This is a genomic window from Streptomyces sp. NPDC002785 (assembly GCF_040295565.1).
Lineage (GTDB): Bacteria > Actinomycetota > Actinomycetes > Streptomycetales > Streptomycetaceae > Streptomyces.
Window position 1 is genome coordinate 61,705 of sequence record NZ_JBEOVN010000002.1, and the last position, 23,924, is coordinate 85,628.

Genomic DNA, 23,924 nt, shown 5'->3' on the forward strand with positions numbered 1-23,924 from the left:
AGACTGAGGGGCGACCGCTCGATAGCAAGGTGCTGGAGGATCCGTGGACCTGTCCTTGTCGACTCGCAATGTGTCCGGCCCTGGTGGCGACCGTACGGTCGTCGAGGTCGGTGGCGAGATTGATGTGTATACCGCGCCCAAGCTGCGCGAGCAGTTGGTCGAGTTGGTGAATGACGGCAGCTACCACTTGGTTGTCGACATGGAAGGCGTCGACTTCCTCGACTCCACCGGCCTCGGCGTGCTCGTGGGTGGCCTGAAGCGTGTCCGGGCCCATGAGGGCTCGTTGCGCCTGGTCTGCAACCAGGAGCGCATTCTCAAGATTTTTCGGATCACTGGTCTGACCAAGGTGTTCCCGATTCACACCACGGTCGACGAGGCAGTTGCGGCCACCGACTGACGGTCGGCCCGCGGCCGGTCCGGCGTGCGGTCGGCGCACCGGTAGCCGTGACCGGCGGCCGGTGCGACGCAGGCGGCCTGACCGCCGGTTGCCTCAGGCAGTCGGCCGGTCGGGCAGTCAGTGGCCGGGAGCTGGGTAGCCAGTGCCCCGACCGCTGGGCAACGGGTCGGCGTCCGATCGGTCAGCCGGCCGGTCGTCTGTCGGTCAGCTGCGCGTCGGTCGACTGTTTGGCATTCGGTCGCTTGGGAGTGGGTCGCTTGGGAGTGGGTCGTCTGTCGGCCGGACGCGTGTCGGTCGGTCGACGGCTGCCGTCAGTGGGCCGGCGGCTTCGCCGGTTCCGGAAGAAGACTGGAACAAGACTGGAACAAGACTGGAACAAGACCGGATGAAGTCCGGAAGAAGAGCAGGGGTGTCGGGCGGCCCGCCCGGGCCCTGGGATGCACGCCCGTACGTCTGAGGGGATCGCATGGCCACCGTTGAACTCCGCTTCAGCGCCCAGCCCGAACACGTCAGGACGGCCCGCCTCGTGGCAGCCGCCGTGGCGCGCCGGGCAGGGGTCGACGAGGCCGTGCTCGACGAGGTCAGACTCGCCGTCGGTGAAGCCTGCAGCCGCGCAGTCGGGCTGCACCGCAGCCATGGCATCACCGCTCCCGTCTCCGTCGTTCTGACCGAGGAGGAGAAGTCCTTCTCCATCGAGGTCGGCGACGAGGTGCCCGGGCCGGGTGCCGAGCCCGCTCCCGCCGGACCCGCCGCGACACGCGGCGCCACGCCCGGCGTGGGAGTCGATGGGACGGATTCCGAGGCCGACGCCGACGGCGAGGACGAGATGGGTCTCGCGGTCATCAGCGGTCTCGTCGATGATGTGGAAGTCAGATCAGGGGCCAATGGCGGAGTGATCCGCATGAGCTGGCCGAAGACGCCCGTGACGGTGCTTCCCTGAGGCGCCGCAGGCGTCACGGGCGGTCCGGCCGTCCCGATTCCTCCGAATCCAGCTTCCGATCCATTTCTTGATCCGTCTTTTGAGGCCCTGCTGAGCAGGGCCTTTTTTCATTTCTGTGTGATCATTGATCTACAGAAAATGTGCCTGCCCCATTACTGCATTCGCGTCGATCCGAGGCCGCGATCATTTGCCGATCCGCCCGTGAAGGTCAATTACATTTAACGCACACTGTTTTGATCAGCTCCTGCTCCCTACAATCCGTCCACGTCTTGAGTGCTGAGCGTCAAGGAGGACGTATGGCGGAGTTCTTCAACACCCCACTGGCAGGACTGACGCACGATTCCGCACTTTCTGCACCTCCCGGCCGACCCGCATCTCTCGCGGCCGCGGTACTCACCGATGACAATCGCGTCATCGTGGTCGTCGTCGCGGTCGTCGCCATCGCCGCGCTGGTCGTCGCCCGGCTGCTGGTGCGCCAGGTGTTGGCGGCCGGTGAGGGCACCGACCGTATGAAGGAGATCGCGGCCGCCGTCCAGGAAGGCGCGAATGCCTATCTGGCCCGGCAGCTGCGCACTATCGGCATCTTTGCCGTCGTGGTCTTCTTCCTGCTTCTGCTGATTCCGGCGGACAACTGGTCGCAGCGCGTCGGCCGTTCGTTGTTCTTCCTGGTGGGTGCGCTTTTCTCGGCGGCCACCGGATACATCGGGATGCGGCTCGCCGTACGCAGTAATGTCCGTGTGGCTGCTGCTGCGCGTGAGGCGACCCCTGCGGAAGGTGAACCCGAAAAAGATCTCACCGCTGTTTCGCACAAGGCGATGAAAATCGCTTTTCGTACCGGTGGCGTGGTCGGCATGATCACTGTGGGCCTCGGGCTGCTCGGCGCTTCCTGTGTCGTCCTCGTCTATGCCGCCGACGCGCCCAAGGTGCTGGAGGGTTTCGGTCTCGGCGCCGCGCTGATCGCCATGTTCATGAGGGTCGGAGGCGGCATCTTCACCAAGGCCGCGGACGTCGGCGCCGACCTCGTCGGCAAGGTGGAGCAGGGCATCCCGGAGGACGACCCGCGCAACGCCGCCACCATCGCCGACAATGTGGGCGACAACGTCGGTGACTGCGCGGGCATGGCGGCCGACCTCTTCGAGTCGTACGCCGTGACGCTCGTCGCCGCGCTCATCCTCGGCAAGGCCGCCTTCGGCGACTCCGGACTGGCCTTCCCGCTGATCGTCCCGGCCATCGGCGTGGTCACCGCGATGATCGGGATCTTCGCGGTCGCCCCGCGGCGCGCCGACCGCAGCGGTATGACCGCCATCAACCGCGGATTCTTCATCTCCGCGGTGATCTCGCTCGTCCTGGTGGCCGTGGCCGTCTTCGTCTATCTGCCGTCCTCGTACGCGGATCTGGACGGCGTCACCGACCGTGCCATCACCTCTCACGGCGGCGACCCACGGGTCTTCGCCCTGGTCGCCGTCGCCATCGGCATCGTGCTGGCCGCCCTGATCCAGCAGCTGACCGGCTACTTCACGGAGACCAACCGGCGGCCCGTCAGGGACATCGGCAAGTCCTCGCTGACCGGTCCGGCCACCGTCGTACTCGCAGGTATCTCCATCGGTCTGGAGTCTGCCGTGTACACGGCGCTGCTGATCGGCCTCGGCGTCTACGGGGCGTTCCTGCTCGGCGGTACGTCGATCATGCTGGCGCTCTTCGCGGTGGCCCTGGCGGGGACCGGCCTGCTCACCACCGTTGGTGTCATCGTTGCCATGGACACCTTCGGACCGGTCTCCGACAACGCGCAGGGCATCGCGGAGATGTCCGGTGACATCACGGGTGCCGGTGCTCAGGTCCTCACCGACCTGGATGCCGTCGGCAACACCACAAAGGCGATTACCAAGGGCATCGCCATCGCCACCGCCGTCCTGGCGGCGTCGGCGCTCTTCGGCTCGTACCGCGATGCGATCGCCACGGCGGTCGACGGCGTGGGGGCCAAGGCCGGGGAGATGACGCTCAGCCTGGACATCTCGCAGCCCAACAACCTGGTGGGCCTGATCCTCGGTGCCGCGGTCGTCTTCCTCTTCTCCGGGCTGGCGATCAACGCGGTGTCCCGGTCCGCCGGGGCCGTGGTCTACGAGGTGCGGCGACAGTTCCGCGAGCATCCCGGGATCATGAACTACAGCGAGAAGCCGGAGTACGGGCGCGTCGTCGACATCTGCACCAAGGACGCCCTGCGCGAGCTCGCCACGCCGGGCCTGCTCGCCGTCCTGGCGCCGATCGCCGTCGGGTTCACGCTCGGCGTCGGGGCGCTCGGTTCGTACCTCGCGGGCGCCATCGGTACCGGCACACTGATGGCGGTCTTCCTCGCCAACTCCGGTGGAGCGTGGGACAACGCCAAGAAGCTCGTCGAGGACGGCCATTACGGCGGCAAGGGCAGTGAGGCCCATGCCGCGACCGTCATCGGTGACACGGTCGGCGACCCGTTCAAGGACACGGCAGGACCGGCGATCAACCCCTTGCTCAAGGTGATGAACCTGGTCGCGCTGCTCATCGCCCCGGCGGTGGTGCAGTTCAGCTACGGGCAGGACGCGAGCGCCGGCGTACGGGCGGTGGTGGCGGCGTTCGCCGTCGCCGTCATCATCGGCGCGGTCTATGTCTCCAAACGCCGCAGGATCGCCGTGGGGGACGAGGAGAACCCCGCCGGCGGTGGTGGGGGGCCCGCCAAATCGGCCGACCAGGCGGCTGTTTCGTGAAGCGGCGACGGGAAGAGGCCGGTGACATGTAGCCGACTTCGGCTCAACGGCCGGGCGGGCGACGCACTCTGATGCGTCGTCCGCCCGACCATGCGCTGGTGTCGGTACGTCGGCCGGTATGCGGTCCGTGGGCTTGCTCGTTCAGATGTTCCAGTGCCTGGAGGGCTGTGTGGGTGAGTTGTATCTCCCTCATTCCCCTTGGTGCAAATGGCTGCAAAAGGCCACTCATCGGACGTCCGGCATCCGGATGGAGGTCGCTCGACGTGTAAGTTCCGGGCCGAGAGTCTTGGAAGGGACCGATCCGGTGAACAAGAAGCTTGCGGCCGCGCTGTCCGGCGGTGCGGTACTGGTACTTACGCTGTCGGGCTGCAGCAGTAACGACAACAGCGCCAAGGTGAACGACTGGGCCAAGAAGGTCTGCGACCAGGTCCAGCCCCAACTGCAGAAGATCGCGAACGCCAACGCCGCCATCCAGCAGCAGACCGCCGACAACAGCAAGCCCGCCGACGTCCAGAAGACCGACTCGGCCGCCTTCCAGCAGATCTCGCAGGCGTACAAGGCACTGGGTGCAGCTGTCGATTCGGCGGGCGCGCCGCCGGTCGACGGCGGCGAGGCCACGCACAAGGAGGCCGTGAAGGAGCTCAACGCATCCTCCGCGGCGTACGCGAACCTGCAGAAGAAGGTCGACGCCCTCGACACGAAGGACCAGGCGAAGTTCGCCGACGGTCTCAAGGGCATCGCGGACGAGCTGAACAAGATCAGCACCAGTGGTGACGAGGCACTGAGGAAGCTCCAGTCCGGCGAGGTCGGCACCGCGATGGCGAAGCAGAAGGGCTGCCAGAAGCCGACGGCCTCGGTGCCGCCGAATGCCGCTTCCTCGGAGTCGCCCTCCCCGGCCGCCTCGCCCAGCAAGAAGTCATAACCGAGCGGTTGCAGGGGAAGCAGCGGCTGTACGGACGGCCCGGCGGCCCCGGTGGGCGCCGGGCCGCTGCCGTTGTCGGTGGGAGCGGCCACAATGGGTGGGTGAGTACGACCAGTCTTCCCGCGCCCGACCGTTCGCCCCGGCTCCGCGAAGCCCTGCTCGCCGCCGCCTTCACCGCCGACGGACTCCTCGACCTGCTCGGTGCGCCGGCCTACGCCGCGCTCGCCCGCAACGAGACGGTTCCGGCGCTGCGCGCCACCCGGGGCGACTCCCCGCTCGAGATACTCGTGCGGCTCTTCCTGCTCCAGCACCCCATCCCGTACCAGCGGGCCCGTGCCGCGCTCCCACTGGCCGAGTGCGTCGAGGACGGCTGGGTGACCCAAACCGGCGACGAGGTGCGGGCCACGGTCGACGTACGCCCGTACAGCGGGCCCGAGGGGCAGGACTGGTACATCGTCTCCGACCTGGGCTGCGCGGTCGGCGGCGCGGGCGGCATCGGTTCGCGCGAGGAGGGCGTGGTCCTCGGAGTCGGCGGGGCGTCCACCACGCTCGCCGGGATCACCGTCCGTACGCCTGTCGCCTCCGCGCTCGACGTCGGTACGGGCTCCGGCATCCAGGCGCTGCACGCCTCGCAGCACGCCACCCGGGTCACGGCCACCGACCTCAACCCGCGTGCGCTGGACTTCACCCGGCTGACGCTCGCGCTGTCCGGCGCAGCCCCGGCCGAGCTGCGCCAGGGTTCTCTGTACGAGCCGGTCGGAACCGAGACGTACGACCTGATCGTCTCCAACCCGCCGTTCGTCATCTCGCCCGGGGCCCGCCTCACCTACCGCGATGGCGGTATGGGCGGCGACGACCTGTGCCGGACCCTGGTGCAGCAGTCGGGCGACCGGTTGAACGAAGGCGGATACGCCCACTTCCTCGCGAACTGGCAGCACATCGAGGGCGAGGAGTGGCAGAACCGGCTGAGTTCCTGGGTGCCGCACGGCTGCGACGCCTGGATCGTGCAGCGCGAGGTCCAGGACGTCACGCAGTACGCGGAGCTGTGGCTGCGCGACAGCGGCGACCACCGCACAGACGCCGCCGAGTACGCCGCGCGGTACGACGCCTGGCTGGACGAGTTCGAGGCCCGCAAGACCAAGGGCATCGGCTTCGGCTGGATCACCCTGCGAAAGTCCGCCGCGGCTGCCGCCGGGAACCCGTCCGTCGTGATCGAGGAGTGGCCGCACGCGGTGGAGCAGCCGCTCGGACCGGCAGTCCAGGCCCACTTCGCCCGCCAGGACTACCTCCGTGAACAGGATGACGCGGCGCTTCTGGCCGGGCATTTCACCCTCGCCGCCGAGGTCATGCAGGAGCAGGTCGGGCTGCCGGGCGCCGAGGACCCCGAGCATGTGGTGCTGCGTCAGAACCGCGGGATGCGGCGTGCGACGAAGGTCGACGCCGTCGGCGCCGGCTTCGCGGGCGTGTGCGACGGGACGCTGCCTGCGGGTCGGATCCTGGACGCGATCGCCCAGTTGATGAACGAGGACCCCGTGCTGCTGCGCGACCGCACCCCGCAGGCGATCCGACTGCTGGTGGAGGAGGGCTTCCTGGAGCCGGTGCCGCCGACGAGCTGATGGCGTTGCCCCACTCCTGGCCCCACTCCTGGCCCCACTCCCGGTCCCGGTTCCGGCCCCGGTTCCGGGGTGGGGCGGTTGCCGACCTCGCTACCGCGGCTGCCTCCGTCACCGGCTCCGCTCCGGTACGGGCGTGTGCTGCCGTATGTAATGAACGGGCTCGCCATCAGCGTCTTCACGCTCACCGCCGACGGTCCGTCGCGGGGGCTGCGGATTCCGGTTGGCTCACAGCCAGGTGCTGCCCCCGGGGGCCTTGGTCCAGCGCTCTCCAGATGTGTGAATCCGGCCATTCACCCGGGGTTCGCGTGCATGACGCCCTGGGCTGGCAGCCTCCCCCTGACCGGATGGCGCGGGCCCCGGCCGAGCAGGGACAGGGAGGCGTACGGACGTGGAGAGCGGACCTGCTGTCTTCGCCGGAACAGCATTCGCGCTGTTCGGCGCGGCGCTGCTGCTGTGGACGGGGGCGCGCGTGCTGCACCGCGCACCGGTGGCGCACGGTGTGAGACCCGTCGCGTCCGCCGCTCTCGCCACTGTGTTCGGCGTACTTTTTCTCGTCCTCGGTGTGTGGTGCTTCACCCGCATCTGATCCACTCCCCGCCGGACCCGGCCGGGAACCGCAGGGCACGGCGGGCAGTGGCAGGGAACACGCCCGGACCGTCCGCTTCTCACCGCGGAGGCCCGCAGCGCCGCCACAGCAACCAGAAACCCGCAGGCAGCGGCCGTGTGTACCGCGGACCGGGCAGTCCGGGCGGCAGGAATGGCGGAAGTCGGGTTACCGTTCGAGTGGCCGTTGCGGGCTTTTGCCGTTTGACACGGGGGCGGGTTGTACCGTCACACTCCGCAGCGACAGCACCGTCGGCAGCGTCATCGCGCTGCCCGGATGCCCACTGAGTGTCGACCGGAGAGAAGAGCGAAGTTGTCCCCGACCAGCGAGACCGCACAGGGCGGCCGCCGACTCGTCATCGTCGAGTCGCCTGCCAAGGCGAAGACGATCAAGGGCTACCTCGGCCCCGGATACGTCGTCGAGGCGAGCGTCGGGCACATCCGCGACCTGCCGAACGGCGCCGCAGAGGTCCCCGACGAGTACACCGGCGAGGTCCGTAGGCTCGGCGTCGACGTCGAGCATGACTTCCAGCCCGTCTACGTAGTGAACGCGGACAAGAAGGCACAGGTCAGGAAGCTCAAGCAGCTCCTCGCCGAGTCCGACGAACTCTTCCTCGCCACCGATGAGGACCGCGAGGGCGAAGCCATCGCTTGGCACCTGCAGGAAGTGCTCAAGCCCAAGGTCCCGGTCCACCGGATGGTCTTCCACGAGATCACCAAGGACGCGATCCGGGAGGCCGTCGCCAACCCGCGCGAACTCAACCAGCGCATGGTCGACGCCCAGGAGACCCGCCGTATCCTCGACCGTCTCTACGGCTACGAGGTCTCGCCGGTCCTCTGGAAGAAGGTCATGCCGCGCCTGTCGGCCGGCCGCGTCCAGTCCGTGGCGACCCGTCTCGTCGTCGAGCGGGAGCGCGAGCGCATCGCCTTCCGTTCCGCCGAGTACTGGGACCTGACCGGCACTTTCGCCACCGGCCGCGCCGGTGACGCCTCCGACCCGTCGGCCCTCGCGGCCCGCCTCAGCGCGGTCGACGGCCGCCGTATCGCCCAGGGCCGTGACTTCGGTCCGGACGGGCAGCTGAAGTCCGGCTCCGTCCAGGTGCTGCACCTGGACGAGACGAACGCCCGCGCCCTGGCTGCCGCGCTCGCCGACGCCACGTTCGCCGTACGGTCCGTCGAGTCGAAGCCGTACCGCCGCTCCCCGTACGCCCCGTTCCGCACGACGACCCTCCAGCAGGAGGCGAGCCGGAAGCTGGGCTTCGGGGCCAAGGCCACCATGCAGGTCGCGCAGAAGCTGTACGAGAACGGCTTCATCACCTATATGCGTACCGACTCCACGACCCTCTCGGACACCGCGGTCTCCGCGGCCCGGGCGCAGGTCACGCAGCTGTACGGCGCCGACTACCTGCCGGACAAGCCGCGCACGTACGCAGGGAAGGTCAAGAACGCGCAGGAGGCGCACGAGGCGATCCGCCCCTCCGGCGACCGCTTCCGCACCCCTGCCGAGACCGGCCTCACCGGCGACCAGTTCCGGCTCTACGAGCTGATCTGGAAGCGGACCGTCGCCTCCCAGATGAAGGACGCGGTCGGTAACTCCGTCACCGTCAAGATCGGTGGCCGGGCGAGCGACGGCCGCGACGCCGAGTTCTCCGCGTCCGGCAAGACGATCACCTTCCACGGCTTCATGAAGGCGTACGTCGAAGGCGCCGACGACCCGAACGCCGAGCTCGACGACCGTGAGCGGCGCCTCCCGCAGGTCGCCGAGGGCGACGCGCTGTCCGCCGAGGAGATCTCGGTCGACGGCCACGCCACCAAGCCGCCGGCCCGCTACACCGAGGCATCGCTGGTCAAGGAGCTCGAAGAGCGCGAGATCGGCCGCCCGTCGACGTACGCCTCGATCATCGGCACGATCCTGGACCGCGGCTACGTCTTCAAGAAGGGCACGGCGCTCGTCCCGTCCTTCCTGTCCTTCGCCGTGGTCAACCTGCTGGAGAAGCACTTCGGCCGGCTCGTCGACTACGACTTCACCGCGAAGATGGAGGACGACCTCGACCGCATCGCGCGGGGCGAGGCCCAGTCCGTGCCGTGGCTGAGGCGTTTCTACTTCGGCCAGGGCGACGACGCCGTCAGTGGCGCGGCCTCAGCCGCGGGCAACGGCGACGGCGACCACCTCGGCGGTCTGAAGGAGCTCGTCACCGACCTCGGAGCGATCGACGCCCGGGAGATCTCCTCCTTCCCCGTCGGTAACGACATCACGCTCCGCGTCGGGCGGTACGGCCCGTACATCGAGCGCGGTGAGAAGGACGCCGAGGGCCACCAGCGCGCGGACGTGCCGGAGGACCTGGCGCCCGACGAACTGTCCGTCGAGTACGCGGAGGAGCTGCTGGCCAAGCCGAGCGGTGACTACGAGCTCGGCGCGGACCCGGTCACCGGGCACCAGATCATCGCAAAGGACGGGCGTTACGGCCCGTACGTCACCGAGGTGCTGCCCGAGGGCACCCCGAAGACCGGCAAGAACGCGGTGAAGCCGCGGACCGCCTCGCTGTTCAAGTCCATGTCGCTGGACACGGTGACGCTGGCCGACGCGCTCAAGCTGATGTCGCTGCCGCGTGTCGTCGGTGAGGACGCCGACGGCGTCGAGATCACCGCGCAGAACGGCCGCTACGGCCCGTATCTGAAGAAGGGCACGGACTCGCGTTCGCTGACCTCCGAGGAACAGCTCTTCGACATCACCATCGAAGAGGCCCTCGCGATCTACGCCCAGCCCAAGCAGCGCGGCCGCGCCGCAGCCAAGCCGCCGCTGAAGGAACTGGGCACCGACCCGGTGAGCGGGGCTCCGGTCGTGGTCAAGGACGGGCGCTTCGGTGCGTACGTCACCGACGGCGAGACCAACGCGACGCTGCGGACCGACGACAGCGTCGAGACCATCACGCCGGAGCGCGGCTACGAGCTGCTCGCCGAGAAGCGCGCCAAGGGGCCCGCCAAGAAGAAGACGGCGAAGAAGGCCCCGGCCAAGAAGGCGACCGCGAAGAAGACGGCGGCCAAGAAGACGACTGCGGCGGCCAAGACCGCGGCGAAGAAGACGACCGCGAAGAAGACGACGACCACCGCGAAGAAGACGACGACCGCCAAGAAGGCGACTGCGGCGAAGAAGACGACCGCGGCGTCTGCGGAGGACTGACCGTACGACCGATCGCCAAAGGGGCTGGGCTTTCCAGTCCCTTTGGCGTTTGCGTACCGGAAGGGTGCGAGGGGGGCGGTCCTGTTTCCCTACCCGCCCCTTCCCGAACCGGGGCTCTGCCCCGGACCCCGCTCCTCAAGCGCCGGAAGGGGCCGGCAGTGCCCCCGCTGCCACCCCGGACGCCCATATGTTCGGGCGGGGCCTCCGGGGACCCCACCGCTCCGGATAGGCTGGGCGGATGACGCGAGCCGAGCAGCCAACGGTCGTGAGCCCCACCTCCGACACACTTGCCGCAGACTCACGCGAGCGCGCCGTACGAGCCCTGTTGCGTGTTCCCCCGCTGAAGCGGTTGTGGAGCGCCCAGCTCGTCGGCAGTATCGGCGATGCACTCGCCCTTCTCGTGCTGGTGCTGATGTCGCTGCAAGCGGCGGTCCTTGAGGGCTCATTCGGAGCCGGGTACCGAGGGGCGGCGTTTGCCGTCGCCGCGGTGTTCGGCGCCCGGATCCTTGCCACCCTGCTTTTCGGAGCCGTACTCCTGGGGCCGCTGACGACGCTCACCGCGCCAGGAGGACCGCTGGACCGGCGGTGGCTGATGATCGGGACGGACGGGCTGCGGCTTGCGCTGCTGGTCGTCGCACCGCTGTGGATCGACTGGATGCCCGACAAGGCACTCATGATGATCCTCATCACCGTCTTCGTCGTCGGCGCAGCTGAACGTCTGTGGACGGTCGCCAAGGACGGCGCCGCCCCCGCGCTGCTGCCCGCCCCGCCTCCCGAAGGCGCCGCGGTACGCCCGCTGCCCGACCACCTCGACGCACTGCGCCGACTCTCCATCCGTACCGACTTCGCCGCCATTCCGGCCGCCGCGACCGTCCTGTTGATCGCCACGCTCGTTGGCAGCCTGCTGGGCTCGGGCCTGGAGTGGTTCTCGCTCCACCAGGCGGCCCTCGGTTCGTACGTCGCGGCCGGGCTCTTCTCGGCCTCGATCTCCACCCTGTACTTCCTGGAACTGCCCGGTTCGCAGACACCCCGTCCGCGCTCTCCGCTGGAGGGCCTGCGCCGCCCGTCGACCGGCAGCGGACCCGACAAGGGCCGCACAGGATCCGTACCGCTGCTCATCGGCGCCTCGGCCGCAGTCGCCGGAGCCATTGCCGGCGCTGCCGCCGTCGCCGTACTGCACGCCGCCGACCTGGGCGGCGGCCCCGTCACCTTCGCCCTGCTGATCCTCGGCCTGACCGGCGCCACGGGCGTCGGCATCCGTACCGCGCAGAAGGTGCTGCCCTCGCTGTCGCGCCGCCGGCTGCTCGCGCTGGCCACCGCGGTCACCGGCATCGCACTCCTTGCCATGGGGCTCGTGCCGGACACGGCGACCGTGCTGATGATCGCGGTGCTCGCCGGATACGCGGCGGGTGTCGCCGCCCGCACCGGTCATGTCCTGGTCGACCAGGAGACCGAGGAGTTCCGCCGGGCCAGGACCACCGAACACCTCCAGGCCGTCGTACGGGTCCTCATCGCGCTCGGCGCACTCGCGGGCCCGCTGCTGGCCGCCGCGATCGGCAAGCAGCGGCTGGCCTCCGGCGACTTCGTCTTCGCCCACGGTGGAGCGGCCTTCGCGCTGGTGCTGATCGGCGCACTGCTGCTGCCCGTCGCCGCGATCGTCCTCGCCAAGACGGACGACCGCTCCGGAGTGCCGCTGCGCCGCGATCTGCGCGAGGCACTGCGCGGCGGCGACCCGGCCGTCGCCCCCGCCGCGACCGGTTTCTTCCTCGTCCTGGAGGGCGGCGACGGCGCCGGCAAGTCCACCCAGGTCGAGGCGCTCGCCGAGTGGATCCGCGCCAAGGGCCACGAGGTCGTCGTCACCCGCGAGCCGGGCGCGACCCCGGTCGGCAAGCGGCTGCGCTCGATCCTGCTCGATGTGTCGTCCGCCGGGCTCTCCAACCGGGCCGAGGCACTCCTGTACGCCGCCGACCGCGCCGAGCACGTCGACTCGGTCGTCCGTCCGGCGCTGGAGCGCGGCGCGATCGTCATCTCCGACCGCTACATCGACTCGTCCGTCGCCTACCAGGGCGCGGGCCGTGATCTCTTCCCGACCGAGATCGCCCGGATCTCGCGCTGGGCGACGAGTGGGCTCGTACCGCATCTGACGGTGCTGCTGGATGTCGATCCGGAGACCGCGCGGGAACGGTTCACCGAGGCGCCCGACCGGCTGGAGTCCGAGCCGCCCGAGTTCCATGCCCGGGTACGGTCCGGTTTCCTGACGCTGGCCGCGGCCGACCCGACCCGCTACCTGGTGGTGGACGCGGGCCAGGATCCGGAATCGATCACCACGGTCGTACGCCACCGGCTCGACCAGCTCCTTCCGCTCTCCGAGGCCGAGATCAAGGCCCAGGAGGAGGCGCGCAAGGCCGCCGAGGAGGAGGCCAGGCGCAAGGCCGAGGAAGAGGCGGCCCGCAAGGCCGAGGAGGAGCGGCTGGAGCGCGAGCGGCAGGAACAGCTCGCCAAGCTCCGCGCCGAGGAGGAGGAGCGCAAGCGCCGCGAGCTGGAGGAGGCACGCCGGCGCGAGGCCGAACGCCAGGCGGAGGAGGCCCGGCAGCGGGCCGAGGAAGCTCGGCGTCTGGCCGAGGAGGAGCGGGCCAGGCTGGAGGCCGAGGAGGCGGTCCGCGAGGCCGAGCAGGCCCGGCTGCGCAGGCAGGCCGAGGAGGAGGCCCGGCTGCGCAAGGAGGCCGAGGCACGGCGGCTGGAGAAGCAGCGCAGGGCGGAAGAGGCGCTGCTGCGGGCCGAGGAGGCCCGTCGGCAGGCCGAGGCCGAGGCGGCTGCCGCGGCGGAGAGGGTCCGGGCGGAGGCGGCTGCGGCGACGTCCGTGCCGGACAACGAGATCACGGTGCCGACACCGATCGTCAACCCGAACGATGTGACGCAGCCGGTGCCTTCGCCGGTCAGCCCGCCCTCGCCCTCCGACGAGGCCGAGACCGCAATGATTCCGAAGGTCCACGACCGGCCCTCCGGCCGGCCCGGGCGCCCTGGCGCGACGGGTGCCGCGGATGAGACGGCGGTTCTTCCTCCGGTGCGGGACGTAGGTGACGCCCAGGCTGCTCGGGACGCTCGGAACGTTCGGGACGTTCGGGACGCGAATCCGGCGGACCGGGTTCCGAGGGGCATCTTCCGTGACGAGCGCCCGGCGGACTCCGCCCGGGAGAGCGAGAACGAGCGCACGCGCGAGCTTCCGCAGATCAGCGACCCGCACGCGGCCGCCCCGCAGCCGATTCAGGACCACTGGGACGGCCAGGAGCGTTCGGAACAGCAGGAGCGCCGGGGCCGGCGCCCTCGTCCCGACTGGGCCGAGGAGACCCCGCTGGACGATCTGCCGACACTGGCGGACGAACTGCTGGGCGACCGCCGCGACGACGAGGACTCGGGCCCCTCGGGCAGGGGACGCCGCCCGCGCCGCTGATCCGCGACGGCTGCCGGGCGGGCCTGCCCGGCAGCCGGACTGCCCGTGCTGCCGGGATTGTCAGACCCGTCCCCCACAATGGGAGTCGGATCGGGGAAGCCGGACCGACAAGCAGCAACATCACAGCCGCGCGACCGCATCGCACGACCGCCGCGCAGCCGCACACCACCGGAAGGGCGGTGACCCATGACCGTATGGGACGACCTGGTCGGTCAGGACCGGGTGCAGGATCAGCTCGGTGCCGCCGCCCGGGACGCCGATGCGCTGGTCACCGCCCACTCCGCGGGGGAACCAGTGCCTTCGGGGTCGAAGATGACCCACGCCTGGCTGTTCACCGGCCCGCCGGGCTCCGGCCGTTCCACCGCCGCCCGCGCCTTCGCCGCCGCCCTCCAGTGCACCAGCCCGGACCGCGCTTTGGGCGGGGCACCGGGCTGCGGCTTCTGCGACGGCTGCCACACCAGCCTCATCGGTACACACGCCGACGTCGAGGTGGTCCGTACGGACCTGCTCTCCATCGGTGTGAAGGAGACCCGACAGCTGGTCCGCCGCGCCCAGCTCTCCCCGGCCGTCGGCCGCTGGCAGGTGATCGTCCTGGAGGACGCCGACCGGCTCACCGAAGGCGCGGGGAACGTCCTGCTGAAGGCGGTCGAGGAACCCGCGCCGCGCACGGTATGGCTGCTCTGCGCACCCTCCCTCGAAGACGTGCTGCCCACCATCCGTTCCCGCTGCCGTCACCTCACGCTGCGCACGCCCCCGGTCGACGCGGTCGCCGACGTCCTGATCCGGCGCGACGGCATCGATCCGGAGCGGGCCGCGTCCGCCGCCCGTGCCACCCAGGGCCACATCGACAGGGCCCGCCGCCTCGCCACCGACGAGAAGGCCCGCTCGCGTCGCGCCGCCGTGCTGGGGCTCCCGCTGCGGGTCGAGGACATCGGAGGCTGCCTCAAGGCCGCCCAGGAGCTGATCGACACCGCCACCGATGATGCCAAGCAGGTCTCGGAGGAGGTCGACGCCAAGGAGACGGAAGAAATGAAGGCCGCTCTCGGCGCCGCCGCCGGGGGGCGGATGCCGCGCGGCACGGCGGGGGTGATGAAGGAGCTGGAGGACAGACAGAAGCGCCGCAAGACCCGTACCCAGCGCGACAGCCTCGACCTCGCGCTCACCGATCTGACCGGCTTCTACCGCGATGTCCTGGCGATCCAGCTGGGCTCGCGGATCGCCATCGCCAACACGGACGCACAGGACGCCCTCGACCGCATCGCCCGCTCCTCCACGCCCGAGCGCACCCTGCGCCGGATAGAGGCGGTGACCGCCTGCCGCCGGGCGCTGGACCGCAATGTGGCACCGCTGCTCGCGGTGGAGGCGATGACGATGGCGCTGCGCGCGGGCTGAGCCCACGCATCACCGCGCCCGTCGCCACTCGGCGCAGCCATGTGGCATCGCACGTCACCGCATGTCCGCACGTCACCGTGTGTCATCGCTTTTCACCCTTACGGGCAGGAAATCGGGTGGGCCGTCATGCGGCGACTACGCTCCGGGGATGGAAACCAGGCGCCCGCTCCGCATGCTTGCCACCGCGCTCGGCACTGCCGGCCTCCTCATCTCCGGCTGCAGCAGCGACAGTTCGACGAACGCCTCACCGTCCGCCGCATCCGTACCCGCCGCGCTCAAGCCGTATTACGCGCAGCGGTTGAACTGGCGGGACTGCGGCGTCGAGGGTTTCCAGTGCGCGGCGATGAAGGCGCCCCTGGACTATGCGAAGCCGGACGGCGGCGACATCAAGCTGGCCGTCTCCCGCGCGAAGGCAACCGGGCCCGGCAAGCGGATCGGCTCCCTCCTGGTGAATCCTGGCGGCCCCGGCGGTTCGGCCATCGGCTATCTCCAGAGCTACGCGGCCATCGGCTACCCCGCCCAGGTCCGGGCCCGCTACGACATGGTCGCCATCGACCCTCGCGGCGTGGCCAGCAGCGAGCCCGTCGAATGCCTCACCGGTCCGCAGATGGACGCCTACACGCAGGTCGACCAGACACCCGACGACGTCGGCGAGGTCACCAGGCTGAGCGACGCCTACAAGCGGTTCGCGAGCGGCTGCGAGCGGAATTCCGGCGAGATCCTTCCGCATGTCTCCACCGTGGAGACGGCCCGCGACATGGACGTGCTGCGTTCCCTGCTCGGTGACGAGAAGCTGCACTACGTCGGGGCGTCATACGGCACCTATCTCGGTGCGGCGTACGCCGATCTCTTCCCCGCCCGGGTCGGCCGCCTGGTCCTGGACGGGGCGATGGACCCGTCGCTCCCCGCCATCGACGTGAACCGCGACCAGACCGCGGGTTTCGAGACGGCGTTCCAGTCCTTCGCCGCCGACTGCGTGAAGAAGGCGGACTGCCCGCTCGGCACCACCTCCACCGCCGGCGCGGCCACCCGCCTGAAGCAGCTCTTCGCCGGCCTCGACGCCAGGCCGATCCCCACCGGCGTCTCCCGCGAGCTCACCGAATCCCTCGCCACCATGGGAGTCATCGCTGCCATGTACGACGAGTCGGCCTGGCCCCAGCTCCGCGATGCCCTCACCGCCGCCGGGAAGGGCGACGGCTCCGGCCTGCTCTCCCTGGCGGACAGCTACTACGAACGCGAGCCGAACGGCAGGTACGCGAACCTGATGTTCGCCAACTCCGCCGTGAACTGCCTGGATCTGCCGCCCGCCTTCGCCGACGCCAATGCCGCCGCCCAGGCCCTTCCCAGCTTCGAGAAGGCGTCCCCGGTCTTCGGCAGGACCTTCACCTGGGCCGCCCTGAACTGCGCCCAGTGGCCGGTCCGCCCCACCGGCACCCCCCATCGCATCGAGGCCAAGGGCGCCGACCCGATCCTCGTGGTCGGCACCACTCGCGACCCGGCCACCCCGTACAAGTGGGCCGAGTCCCTGGCCGGCCAGCTCTCCTCCGGCAGCCTCCTCACCTACCGCGGCGACGGCCACACGGCGTACGGCCGCGGCAGCGACTGCATCGACACGGCGATCAACACCTACCTCCTGGACGGCACCCCGCCGGCCGACGGCACGATGTGCTCCTGATCCCATCCGTTCCGCCACTGACCTGCGAAAACGGTCCAGAGCCGGGCTGGTACGGAACACCCCCGGAAACTGTGTAGACTTGGCGACGCTGCTGATCGCACCATGGTGCGACAGGGCGTGCCGCCTTAGCTCAGTTGGCCAGAGCAACGCACTCGTAATGCGTAGGTCTCGGGTTCGAATCCCGAAGGCGGCTCCGGAGAACCCCAGGACTCACTCGCCGTGACCTGGGGTTTTTCCTTTTTCCCGCGCCTCGTGGTTCTTTCGGCCCGGTCGGAAGACGGTTCCGGAGGGCCAGGGGAGCGCGAGGGGAGCGCATCGGGACAGGCGAAGGACAGCGGGCCGTTCCCGGGGAGCGCGCGGTGCGCGCGAGCGAGGCTCGTTGTTGATCCCGTTTCCGTGGTGGCGCAGCGTCGGGCGCAGGCACATGGGAGCGTCCTGCGGGCGGAGCGAGCGCCCGGTCAGCCGGTGCGCGGGGCGGTGCGGCGATCTGTCGATGTTGTCGCATCCCGACAAGATTCAGCCCGTAGGGTGAAGAGGTGCCGGATATCCAGCGGAGCGTGGAATTCAAGGCGGTCGTCGCCCAGACGAGCGCCGTGCTGTTGACGCGTGGTCTCGAGGTCGAGCCGGTGGCGGTGCGCGACGTGGTGGCGCTGATGGTCCGCTCGGTCGCCGAGCGGATGGGCATGGACCAGGAGGAGGCGCTCCACCTGGTCCGGCCGGAGTCGGTCGCCGAGGCGATCATCGCCGCTGCGGACCCCGATAGCGAGGGCGCCGAGCATGTGTACGCGGTGCGGCCGGTGCGAGTCGATGCCCGCACTGCTGTGGTGCCGGTGGAGGTGGCGGGCCGCTTGGTGATGGCCGCCGCGCAGGCCGGCAAGTACGCGGCGCTGAACGGCGACGGCCGTACCGCCTCACATGTCCTGGACCTGGCGACCGAGATCGGCGCGGCCCTGACCGTCGTAGGCGGCGGTGACGGGATTGAGGCTGAGGTTCCGGTGGGCGGGCTGACCGAACTCGCCGACGTTACCGAGTTCGTAGCCCTGCGCGTCGAACGGGACGGCTGGAGCATCTGTCCCTGCGGCGAAGAGCACGACCAGGCCGAAACAGATGCGGGAATGCCCGTGACCCTGCGCGCCGACGCCGCTCTCGCACGCCGCTACGTTCGTTGATGTCACCGCCCGACCCTGCCGAGCGCTGCCTCCAACCTTGACGAAGACATCTCCACGAGGCTTGCCGAGACCTTCACCTACGCCGAAGGCGGCACTCATGAGGACCTGTGGATGAGCCTTGCCTCGGACACGTTCCAAGATCGCGGGCGTGGGGGGAGGAAGAGGCTCTGCGTAGGACTGTCAGTGTCGGCGTCTAGTCTCGCACTTCGCAGGTCACCCGATCGTGAAGATCGATCGGTCGTATCTGATCGCTCACCGATCAAAAACATAGCGGCGATAGTTGTCCCGGTCCGGCCCGGTCGAGATCGGAGCCTGGAAGGCTGCTGCAGTGAACCTTTCGGCAACCTGCGAAGTACCGGTCTAGCCTCAATACCGGTGATTTAGGGCTTTCTGCGGGTGTAGGTGGTCTTCGTGGGCTCGACCATGTTGACGATCGGAGCGCTGGGTCGCACCGGGGTGCGGTGCTCGGCGCGCTTCAGTGCCCAATTGGACATTTTGCGTTTGATCACGCGCGGGTTGGAACGCAACCGCCGTGGCTCCAGCAGGCGTTCGCCGATCTCACGCAGAGTCTGGGTGAGTGCCCGGGTGAGTCGGGAAGGGGGAAAACGCCGCCTGGTCGGTGACCTGGCGGCGGGCGACTCGCAGGGTGCGGGTGAAGGAGAGCCGGTCCGGATCGCGGCCGGACCGCCGGGCGGCCTGGTGCATCAGGTCCCGGAGTGCGTGGTGCACCAGAAAGAACGCGTAGATCTCTTGCTCGACGCCGTCGGGGTGCTGGGAGCGCAGAACCAGGCCTGGGCCGCCCTGGTGGGTTTTAACCTCGTCCAGGACGGTCTCGATCTCCCAGCGCTCGTTGTACAGAGCAGCCAACTCGTCGGCGGGGGCAGTCCGGTGGTCGGTGATCGTGGTGATCAGCCGGTAGACCGCCCCACCCGGTTCGAGGGTGTACTCGATCACGCGGACCGGGATCGGATCCGCGCGCCGATCCTTGTCCCGGGCAGCGACGATCTCGGAGAGGTAGGAGCCGTCGGGAAGAGCGCGGCGCAGTGGCAGCACCAGATTGCCCTTGGCCCGCCACAGCAGGTCGGCGCCGGTCGCGGCGGCGGTTCGCCACAGGTCGAATCCGGTGAAGCCGCGGTCGGCCAGCAGCAGCATGCCCGGTGCCAGCGCGCCCAGCAGCCGCCGGGCCAGTACCGTCTCGGCGACCGACAGCGGCCCGGCCTCGGCAGCGAAGACCGCGTGGGTGCCGCACTCCACCAGTGCGGCGACCCTGGCCTGTGGAAACGCGCTGCGCTTGTCGCCGCGGCCGGAACCGGGCCGGCCGAAGTGCGCCGAGTTGGCGTCGGTGTCGGCGAGGTCGAACACTGTGCCGTCAACGGCGACCAGCCGCCATCGGCGGTACCAGGCCCCGACCGTCTGCCCGGTCGCCACCGGCCGGCACACCCGGCCGAACAGAACCTTCAGCGGCTCCGGACCCAACCGCAACCGGGCCCGGCCGATCGCCGCGCTCGTCGGCACCCGCCACGACCCCGAACGCCCCAACCCATGGGTGAGCAGGCGCGCGACCTCCTCATACCCCTGCCCGGAGAACAGGCACATTGCCAGGACGAAGTAGACCACCACCCGAGCCGGTAGCAGCCGCCGCCGCTGCTCGGTCCGCCCGCACTCCGCAACTACCTCATCGATCAGCGAGGGCGGAAAAGCTCGCGTGAGCACACCGATCGCGATCCGATCCGAGAACCGCTCACCGGGCGGCGACTTCACCTGTCATGGTCTTGGCACACCCACTCAACGCTCCGGACAACACAAAGTCACTGGTATTGGGTCTAGCCTATTCGCGGAAGCTCCATACTCAGCAGGATCTACAGCTGCCGTGTCAGTCGGAAGGAAGTCGAGACCGGAATTTATGCACTGTTTCCATGCCCTGTCGCTCAGCAGGTCACATTGCATTACGCAGCTTATAGCTCCACACGGCCAGTCGGCTACACTTCGGGAAATTCACGAGAGGTAGCGTCCAATCTTTTCCGATCTGCCGGGTTGCCACCTCTTCGAGGTTATCGCGCGCACTCGATTCCCAATCGTTTGGGATCGCCCGGCATGTGAGGTATTTAAAGATTGGATCATTTGCGCGAATCCCTACACCATATTTTTCGACTCTGCCATGAAGGGGGATGATGTCCCCCTTGCTTCTCTTTTGAATGAGGTCTCCCGCCTCGTCATCTGGGCAAGTTCCATCATCTTCCTTGGGGCAGCATTCCACGCCTCCGGCGTAGTCGCACTTCTCGTTGAGGCCGGCGAGGATGATGTCATCTGTAATCACGACATGGATATTGCTGTCCGTCCAGCATGCCTCGTACGAGTTTCTTGTTTCAAACTTGACCCCGTGGTCGATCAGGTAGTCCTCAGATGTCGACCCGGCGGCTGTGCAGATCGCTTCTTTCGGGTACTTGTCCTTGATGGAATTAATGCTCTTCAACGTTTCGGTTTCTTCTTTTGTCCCCCATGCCAGTGCGGCCACGCTTGCCACATAGTACGGTCCGACGAAATCGAGCGGGCTGATCTTGTCCGCCCGTCCTTCGGCTGCCTGGGATCCGTTCATGCTCCAGGTGGCAACGACGAAATCCGCACCGCTGCCCGCTTGGAGGTCTTTGTCGCGGCTGGTCGTGTCTACCTTGACGAAACGAACCTCATCCTTTTTGGTAAATCCAAGACTGGCGGCAATTTTGCGCCCCAGGTCGACTTCAAACCCCACCCATTCTTTGCCTTTCTGTTCGGAGAGTCCTGGCTGGTCACCCTTGACTCCAACTTTAATAAAGCCTCTGCGGTGAATCTTCTGAAGTTGAGGGGAGTCTTCGTACGAAATTGAGGACACTGCGTATGCGCTCCAAGCCCCGAAAAGCAGAGCCAGGCCGGCTGTTGACAGCCCCACGCAGCGAACGATCTTTCGCCGCAGTGCCGATGCGGTCTTGCCGGCCGAGGTTTCCGCGGAGGCCTCACCCGTTTTTGCCGGGGCGGGCATAGGTGAAACGTGCGGTACCTCTCCGCTGCCGTTGGATTCAGCGGTCCGAGCGTGCTGTGCCGGAGGGGTTGGCTTGGGGATATTGCCAGGGGGTCGGTATGCGGCATTTTCGATAAACGGGGAACGGCCAAGAAGATCTCGGCACAGCTGCGTTGGACGGGGCCTGTTTCTTAGCGCGAGCTCCTTGACCAATTGTTCGAACACGGTATCGAGGTCGAGGTGGCGAGACGGGCCGGGAACACCGTTGCGCAGCACAGTCAGCAGAGCGCCGGTGAACGCGGTGAAGTGCTCTCCCGGTGGAGAGATGGCCTCGGCGGTTTCATTTGCCGCAACGAGGATGCAAGTGCCTGCAACTCCGAGGGCGGCGTTGCCGGACTGCGAACCGAAGGCGCGTGCGGCGTAACAGCAGTCGAGGATGATGACGCGCCGCTCGGCGCGGCTCTTCTCGACGTGCTCCTTGATCCAGCTGTACGGGACCGCGGTGTCGCGTACGGATTCTCGCTCGGTGCTTTGTACAGCCAAGTGATACTTCCCGGAGGGAAAATCAATCAGTCCGTGACCGGCGTAGTACACCAGCAGAGTGTCCGTGGCCTCTTTTGCGGCCTCCGCGACGGCACGTGAAAGGTCACGAGGTGATGCCGGGTCGAAAAGTACGGTGCAGTTTCCGGCAGGAAGGTTCCAGGCATGAGCGAGGAGATCGGCCAGGGCCTTGGCGCTGCGGCGCGTCGCTGGAAGCGGATCGAGTTCGCTGAACTGTCCGGCGCTGATCAGCACCATGCGAGTCCCGGAAGGATCGGGGAGACCCTCACCCGTAACAGATACCGCCAGTTCGTGGTCTTCTGCAGCTGAGTGCTGCTTCGGGGTGCTCATCCTTCAAGGAGGCGCCGGACGCTCGCCTCGGTTTCCTGGCTGGAGGCGTCACTGGGAATCTCGGCCCGCTCTCCCGCGTCCCGCGTGACAATGACGGCGGGTGGGGTAGGCCGGCTGGCTCGCCAGGATGCGATGGACACGGCCAGTGAGGCAGCGCTGAACCCACTGCTGACCACGAGAGTGATCAAGTCCAGTAGATCTCCCTGCTGCCCAGGGATCAGAGGCCGGGATGTTCCCGGTGCAATCTGTACGTGACGGCGCACCGCCGAGTCGGCCTCAAGCCACTGGCTGAGTGAGCGGAGTTCCTCTTCGGCTCCGCCGCCGCTGCACTGAAGGATGATACTCAAGGCGCTCCCCACTCATGATGGACCATCAACTATAGGCGGGCCAGCGGCCCGTGGCTGGGCAACCAGGGGAGTTGAGGGGACAGAAGCGCATGGTGTCCTGCCTGCCCATGGGTGCTCAGTCACGGCAGCTGTAGATCCTGCTGAGTGACGCGTTCGCCCTGGCCAAGGTGGTTGCGGGGGGTGCCTGTGGGCGTGGGTACGGCCACCGTGATCATGAACGTTTGTGACGACGTATCAAGAGACGGTGGCCGTGGAGGCCGCGATAGCCGAGCAGGCGTGGACGACGGCGCTGGGGCGGTGACGGCCCGGTTCGCGGATTGCTTCGAGCGGCGCGAGCCGCGCGAGCTGGTGCGGGAGGTGTGCGAGGGGATGCTGATGGAGCTGGACACCCGCAACTGCTGGACCCTGGCCGAGGCGCTGGGGCACTCCGGTCCGCACCGGCTGCAGCACCTGCTGTCCCGCGCGGTTTTCGACCACGACACCGCAGCGCACCGGATCGCCATCTGGACCGTGAGTGAACTCGCCGACCCGGACGCGGTGTTGATCGTGGAAGAGACCGGCGACGAGAAGTCCTCCCCCGACTACGTCGGGGCCGCCCACCAGTACTCCGGCGCGATCGGCGGCGTCGGCCTGTGTCAGGTCGGCGTCCACCTCACCTATGCGTCCCGGCACGGACACGCCCTCATCGGCAGGACCCTGTACTTCGGCAAGGACTGGGCCGCCGACGAAGAGCGCCGACTGCTCACCGGCGTGCCCGACGAGATCACTTTCGCCACCAAGCCCCAGCAGGCCGCCGCCATGCTCGCCCGGGCCCGCGTGCTGGGGATACCGGCCCGCTGGCTGGCTGGCGACGAGGTCTACGGCGGCCGCGAACTGCGGCAGGCGGCCCGGGAGCTCGACTTCGACTACGCCCTGGCCGTCCGCGCGGACCACAGGGTGGACACCGCCATCGGCCGCATGAGCGTCACCGACCTGACCGCACGGGTCCCGACGAAGAACTGGATGCGCCTGCGCACCGGACACGGACTGAAGGGCGACCGCCACTACGACTGGGCCATGCTCGACATCCACCCCGACGACACCCCCGACCACCAGGAGGACGGACACGCCGCAGTGCTCGTCCGCAGGCACCGCTACACCCGTGAACTCTCCTACTACCGCTGTCACCCCGCCCTCCCCGCCACCATGGCCGACCTGGTGGACGTGGTGTGCTGCCGCTGGCGGGTGGAGGAAGACTTCCAGCTCGCCAAGGGCGTCTGCGGCCTCGACCAAGGCCAGACCACCTGCTGGAACTCCTGGATGCGCTGGACCCTGATCAGCATGCTCGCCACCGCCGTCCTCGCCATCACCCGTGTCCGCACCGCCACCGCATCCACCACCTGCGAGCTCGTCCCCGCCAGCGGACGCGAACTCCTCCGCCTGCTACGGATCACCGCCCTGCCCCGCCCCGGCGTGACCGCGAACACCTGCTGTCCTGGTCAGCCTGGCGCCGCCACCACCAGCACCAGGCCGCCGAAGCCCACCGCCGCTGGAACAACATCACCGCCACCGCAGCCACCTGACCAGCAACGATGCCCTACCAACCAAGAACTACAGCTGCCGTGACT

Annotated in this window: 15 protein-coding genes and 1 tRNA gene; 13 read left to right on the plus strand and 3 right to left on the minus strand. The window is 68.6% G+C overall.

Features of this window, described 5'->3' with window-relative positions; all coding sequences use genetic code 11:
- Window positions 1-43: 43 nt before the first annotated feature.
- The 12 genes from ABTZ94_RS01130 (at window position 44) to ABTZ94_RS01185 (ending at window position 18,084) form a co-directional block, all read left to right on the plus strand.
- Window positions 44-397 carry an STAS domain-containing protein gene (locus ABTZ94_RS01130; RefSeq protein WP_003967428.1) on the plus strand — a complete coding sequence of 118 codons (354 nt, stop codon included), beginning with the start codon at window positions 44-46 and terminating at the stop codon, window positions 395-397.
- Between the two features lie 466 nt (window positions 398-863).
- A complete protein-coding gene (locus ABTZ94_RS01135; RefSeq protein WP_351196230.1) occupies window positions 864-1,337 on the plus strand; it encodes an ATP-binding protein in 474 nt (157 codons plus the stop codon).
- Window positions 1,338-1,633: 296 nt separating this feature from the next.
- Window positions 1,634-4,075: a sodium-translocating pyrophosphatase gene (locus ABTZ94_RS01140; protein WP_351196232.1), complete on the plus strand. Its 2,442-nt coding sequence runs from the start codon at window positions 1,634-1,636 to the stop codon at window positions 4,073-4,075.
- A 304-nt stretch (window positions 4,076-4,379) separates the two neighbouring features.
- On the plus strand, window positions 4,380-4,997 hold the full coding sequence (locus tag ABTZ94_RS01145; protein ID WP_351196234.1) for a small secreted protein: 618 nt from the start codon (window positions 4,380-4,382) through the stop codon (window positions 4,995-4,997).
- A 101-nt stretch (window positions 4,998-5,098) separates the two neighbouring features.
- Window positions 5,099-6,613 carry a DUF7059 domain-containing protein gene (locus tag ABTZ94_RS01150; RefSeq protein ID WP_351196235.1) on the plus strand — a complete coding sequence of 505 codons (1,515 nt, stop codon included), beginning with the start codon at window positions 5,099-5,101 and terminating at the stop codon, window positions 6,611-6,613.
- Window positions 6,614-7,001: 388 nt separating this feature from the next.
- Window positions 7,002-7,199, plus strand: a complete 198-nt coding sequence (locus ABTZ94_RS01155) for a hypothetical protein (RefSeq protein ID WP_351196236.1) — start codon at window positions 7,002-7,004, stop codon at window positions 7,197-7,199.
- A gap of 330 nt (window positions 7,200-7,529) precedes the next feature.
- Window positions 7,530-10,397, plus strand: coding sequence for a type I DNA topoisomerase (gene topA, locus ABTZ94_RS01160; RefSeq protein ID WP_351196238.1), 2,868 nt, complete (start codon window positions 7,530-7,532; stop codon window positions 10,395-10,397).
- A 238-nt stretch (window positions 10,398-10,635) separates the two neighbouring features.
- Window positions 10,636-13,848: a dTMP kinase gene (gene tmk / locus ABTZ94_RS01165; protein WP_351196240.1), complete on the plus strand. Its 3,213-nt coding sequence runs from the start codon at window positions 10,636-10,638 to the stop codon at window positions 13,846-13,848.
- Window positions 13,849-14,034: 186 nt separating this feature from the next.
- Complete coding sequence (locus tag ABTZ94_RS01170) at window positions 14,035-15,240, plus strand: DNA polymerase III subunit delta' (RefSeq protein ID WP_351196241.1); 1,206 nt, start codon at window positions 14,035-14,037, stop codon at window positions 15,238-15,240.
- Window positions 15,241-15,388: 148 nt separating this feature from the next.
- On the plus strand, window positions 15,389-16,915 hold the full coding sequence (locus tag ABTZ94_RS01175) for an alpha/beta hydrolase (RefSeq protein ID WP_351196243.1): 1,527 nt from the start codon (window positions 15,389-15,391) through the stop codon (window positions 16,913-16,915).
- Window positions 16,916-17,034: 119 nt separating this feature from the next.
- Window positions 17,035-17,108: transfer RNA gene (locus tag ABTZ94_RS01180), tRNA-Thr, on the plus strand.
- A 364-nt stretch (window positions 17,109-17,472) separates the two neighbouring features.
- Window positions 17,473-18,084 (plus strand): hypothetical protein, encoded by a 612-nt coding sequence (locus ABTZ94_RS01185; RefSeq protein ID WP_351196245.1) that lies wholly within the window; start codon window positions 17,473-17,475, stop codon window positions 18,082-18,084.
- 558 nt (window positions 18,085-18,642) lie between these two features.
- On the opposite strand, the gene ABTZ94_RS01190 is transcribed toward ABTZ94_RS01185, so the two are convergent.
- The 3 genes from ABTZ94_RS01190 to ABTZ94_RS01200 form a co-directional block, all read right to left on the minus strand.
- Window positions 18,643-19,845, minus strand: a complete 1,203-nt coding sequence (locus ABTZ94_RS01190) for an IS4 family transposase (protein WP_351196246.1) — start codon at window positions 19,843-19,845, stop codon at window positions 18,643-18,645.
- A gap of 175 nt (window positions 19,846-20,020) precedes the next feature.
- Window positions 20,021-21,970, minus strand: coding sequence for a caspase, EACC1-associated type (locus ABTZ94_RS01195; RefSeq protein ID WP_351196248.1), 1,950 nt, complete (start codon window positions 21,968-21,970; stop codon window positions 20,021-20,023).
- Window positions 21,967-22,329 (minus strand): effector-associated constant component EACC1, encoded by a 363-nt coding sequence (locus ABTZ94_RS01200; protein WP_351196250.1) that lies wholly within the window; start codon window positions 22,327-22,329, stop codon window positions 21,967-21,969. The genes ABTZ94_RS01195 and ABTZ94_RS01200 overlap by 4 nt, the downstream gene beginning before the upstream one ends.
- A gap of 264 nt (window positions 22,330-22,593) precedes the next feature.
- Here ABTZ94_RS01200 and ABTZ94_RS01205 point away from each other — a divergent pair, with 264 nt between their 5' ends.
- Window positions 22,594-23,922 (plus strand): IS701 family transposase, encoded by a 1,329-nt coding sequence (locus ABTZ94_RS01205; protein WP_351196252.1) that lies wholly within the window; start codon window positions 22,594-22,596, stop codon window positions 23,920-23,922.
- Window positions 23,923-23,924 lie beyond the last annotated feature (2 nt).

Bases quoted from the DNA above. Each gene is read 5' to 3' on its own strand.
- ABTZ94_RS01135 (WP_351196230.1), top strand. From the start codon at position 864: ATGGCCACCGTTGAACTCCGCTTCAGCGCCCAGCCCGAACACGTCAGG.
- ABTZ94_RS01140 (WP_351196232.1), top strand. From the start codon at position 1,634: ATGGCGGAGTTCTTCAACACCCCACTGGCAGGACTGACGCACGATTCC.
- tmk (WP_351196240.1), top strand. From the start codon at position 10,636: ATGACGCGAGCCGAGCAGCCAACGGTCGTGAGCCCCACCTCCGACACA.
- ABTZ94_RS01170 (WP_351196241.1), top strand. From the start codon at position 14,035: ATGACCGTATGGGACGACCTGGTCGGTCAGGACCGGGTGCAGGATCAG.
- ABTZ94_RS01175 (WP_351196243.1), top strand. From the start codon at position 15,389: ATGGAAACCAGGCGCCCGCTCCGCATGCTTGCCACCGCGCTCGGCACT.
- ABTZ94_RS01195 (WP_351196248.1), bottom strand. From the start codon at position 21,970: ATGAGCACCCCGAAGCAGCACTCAGCTGCAGAAGACCACGAACTGGCG.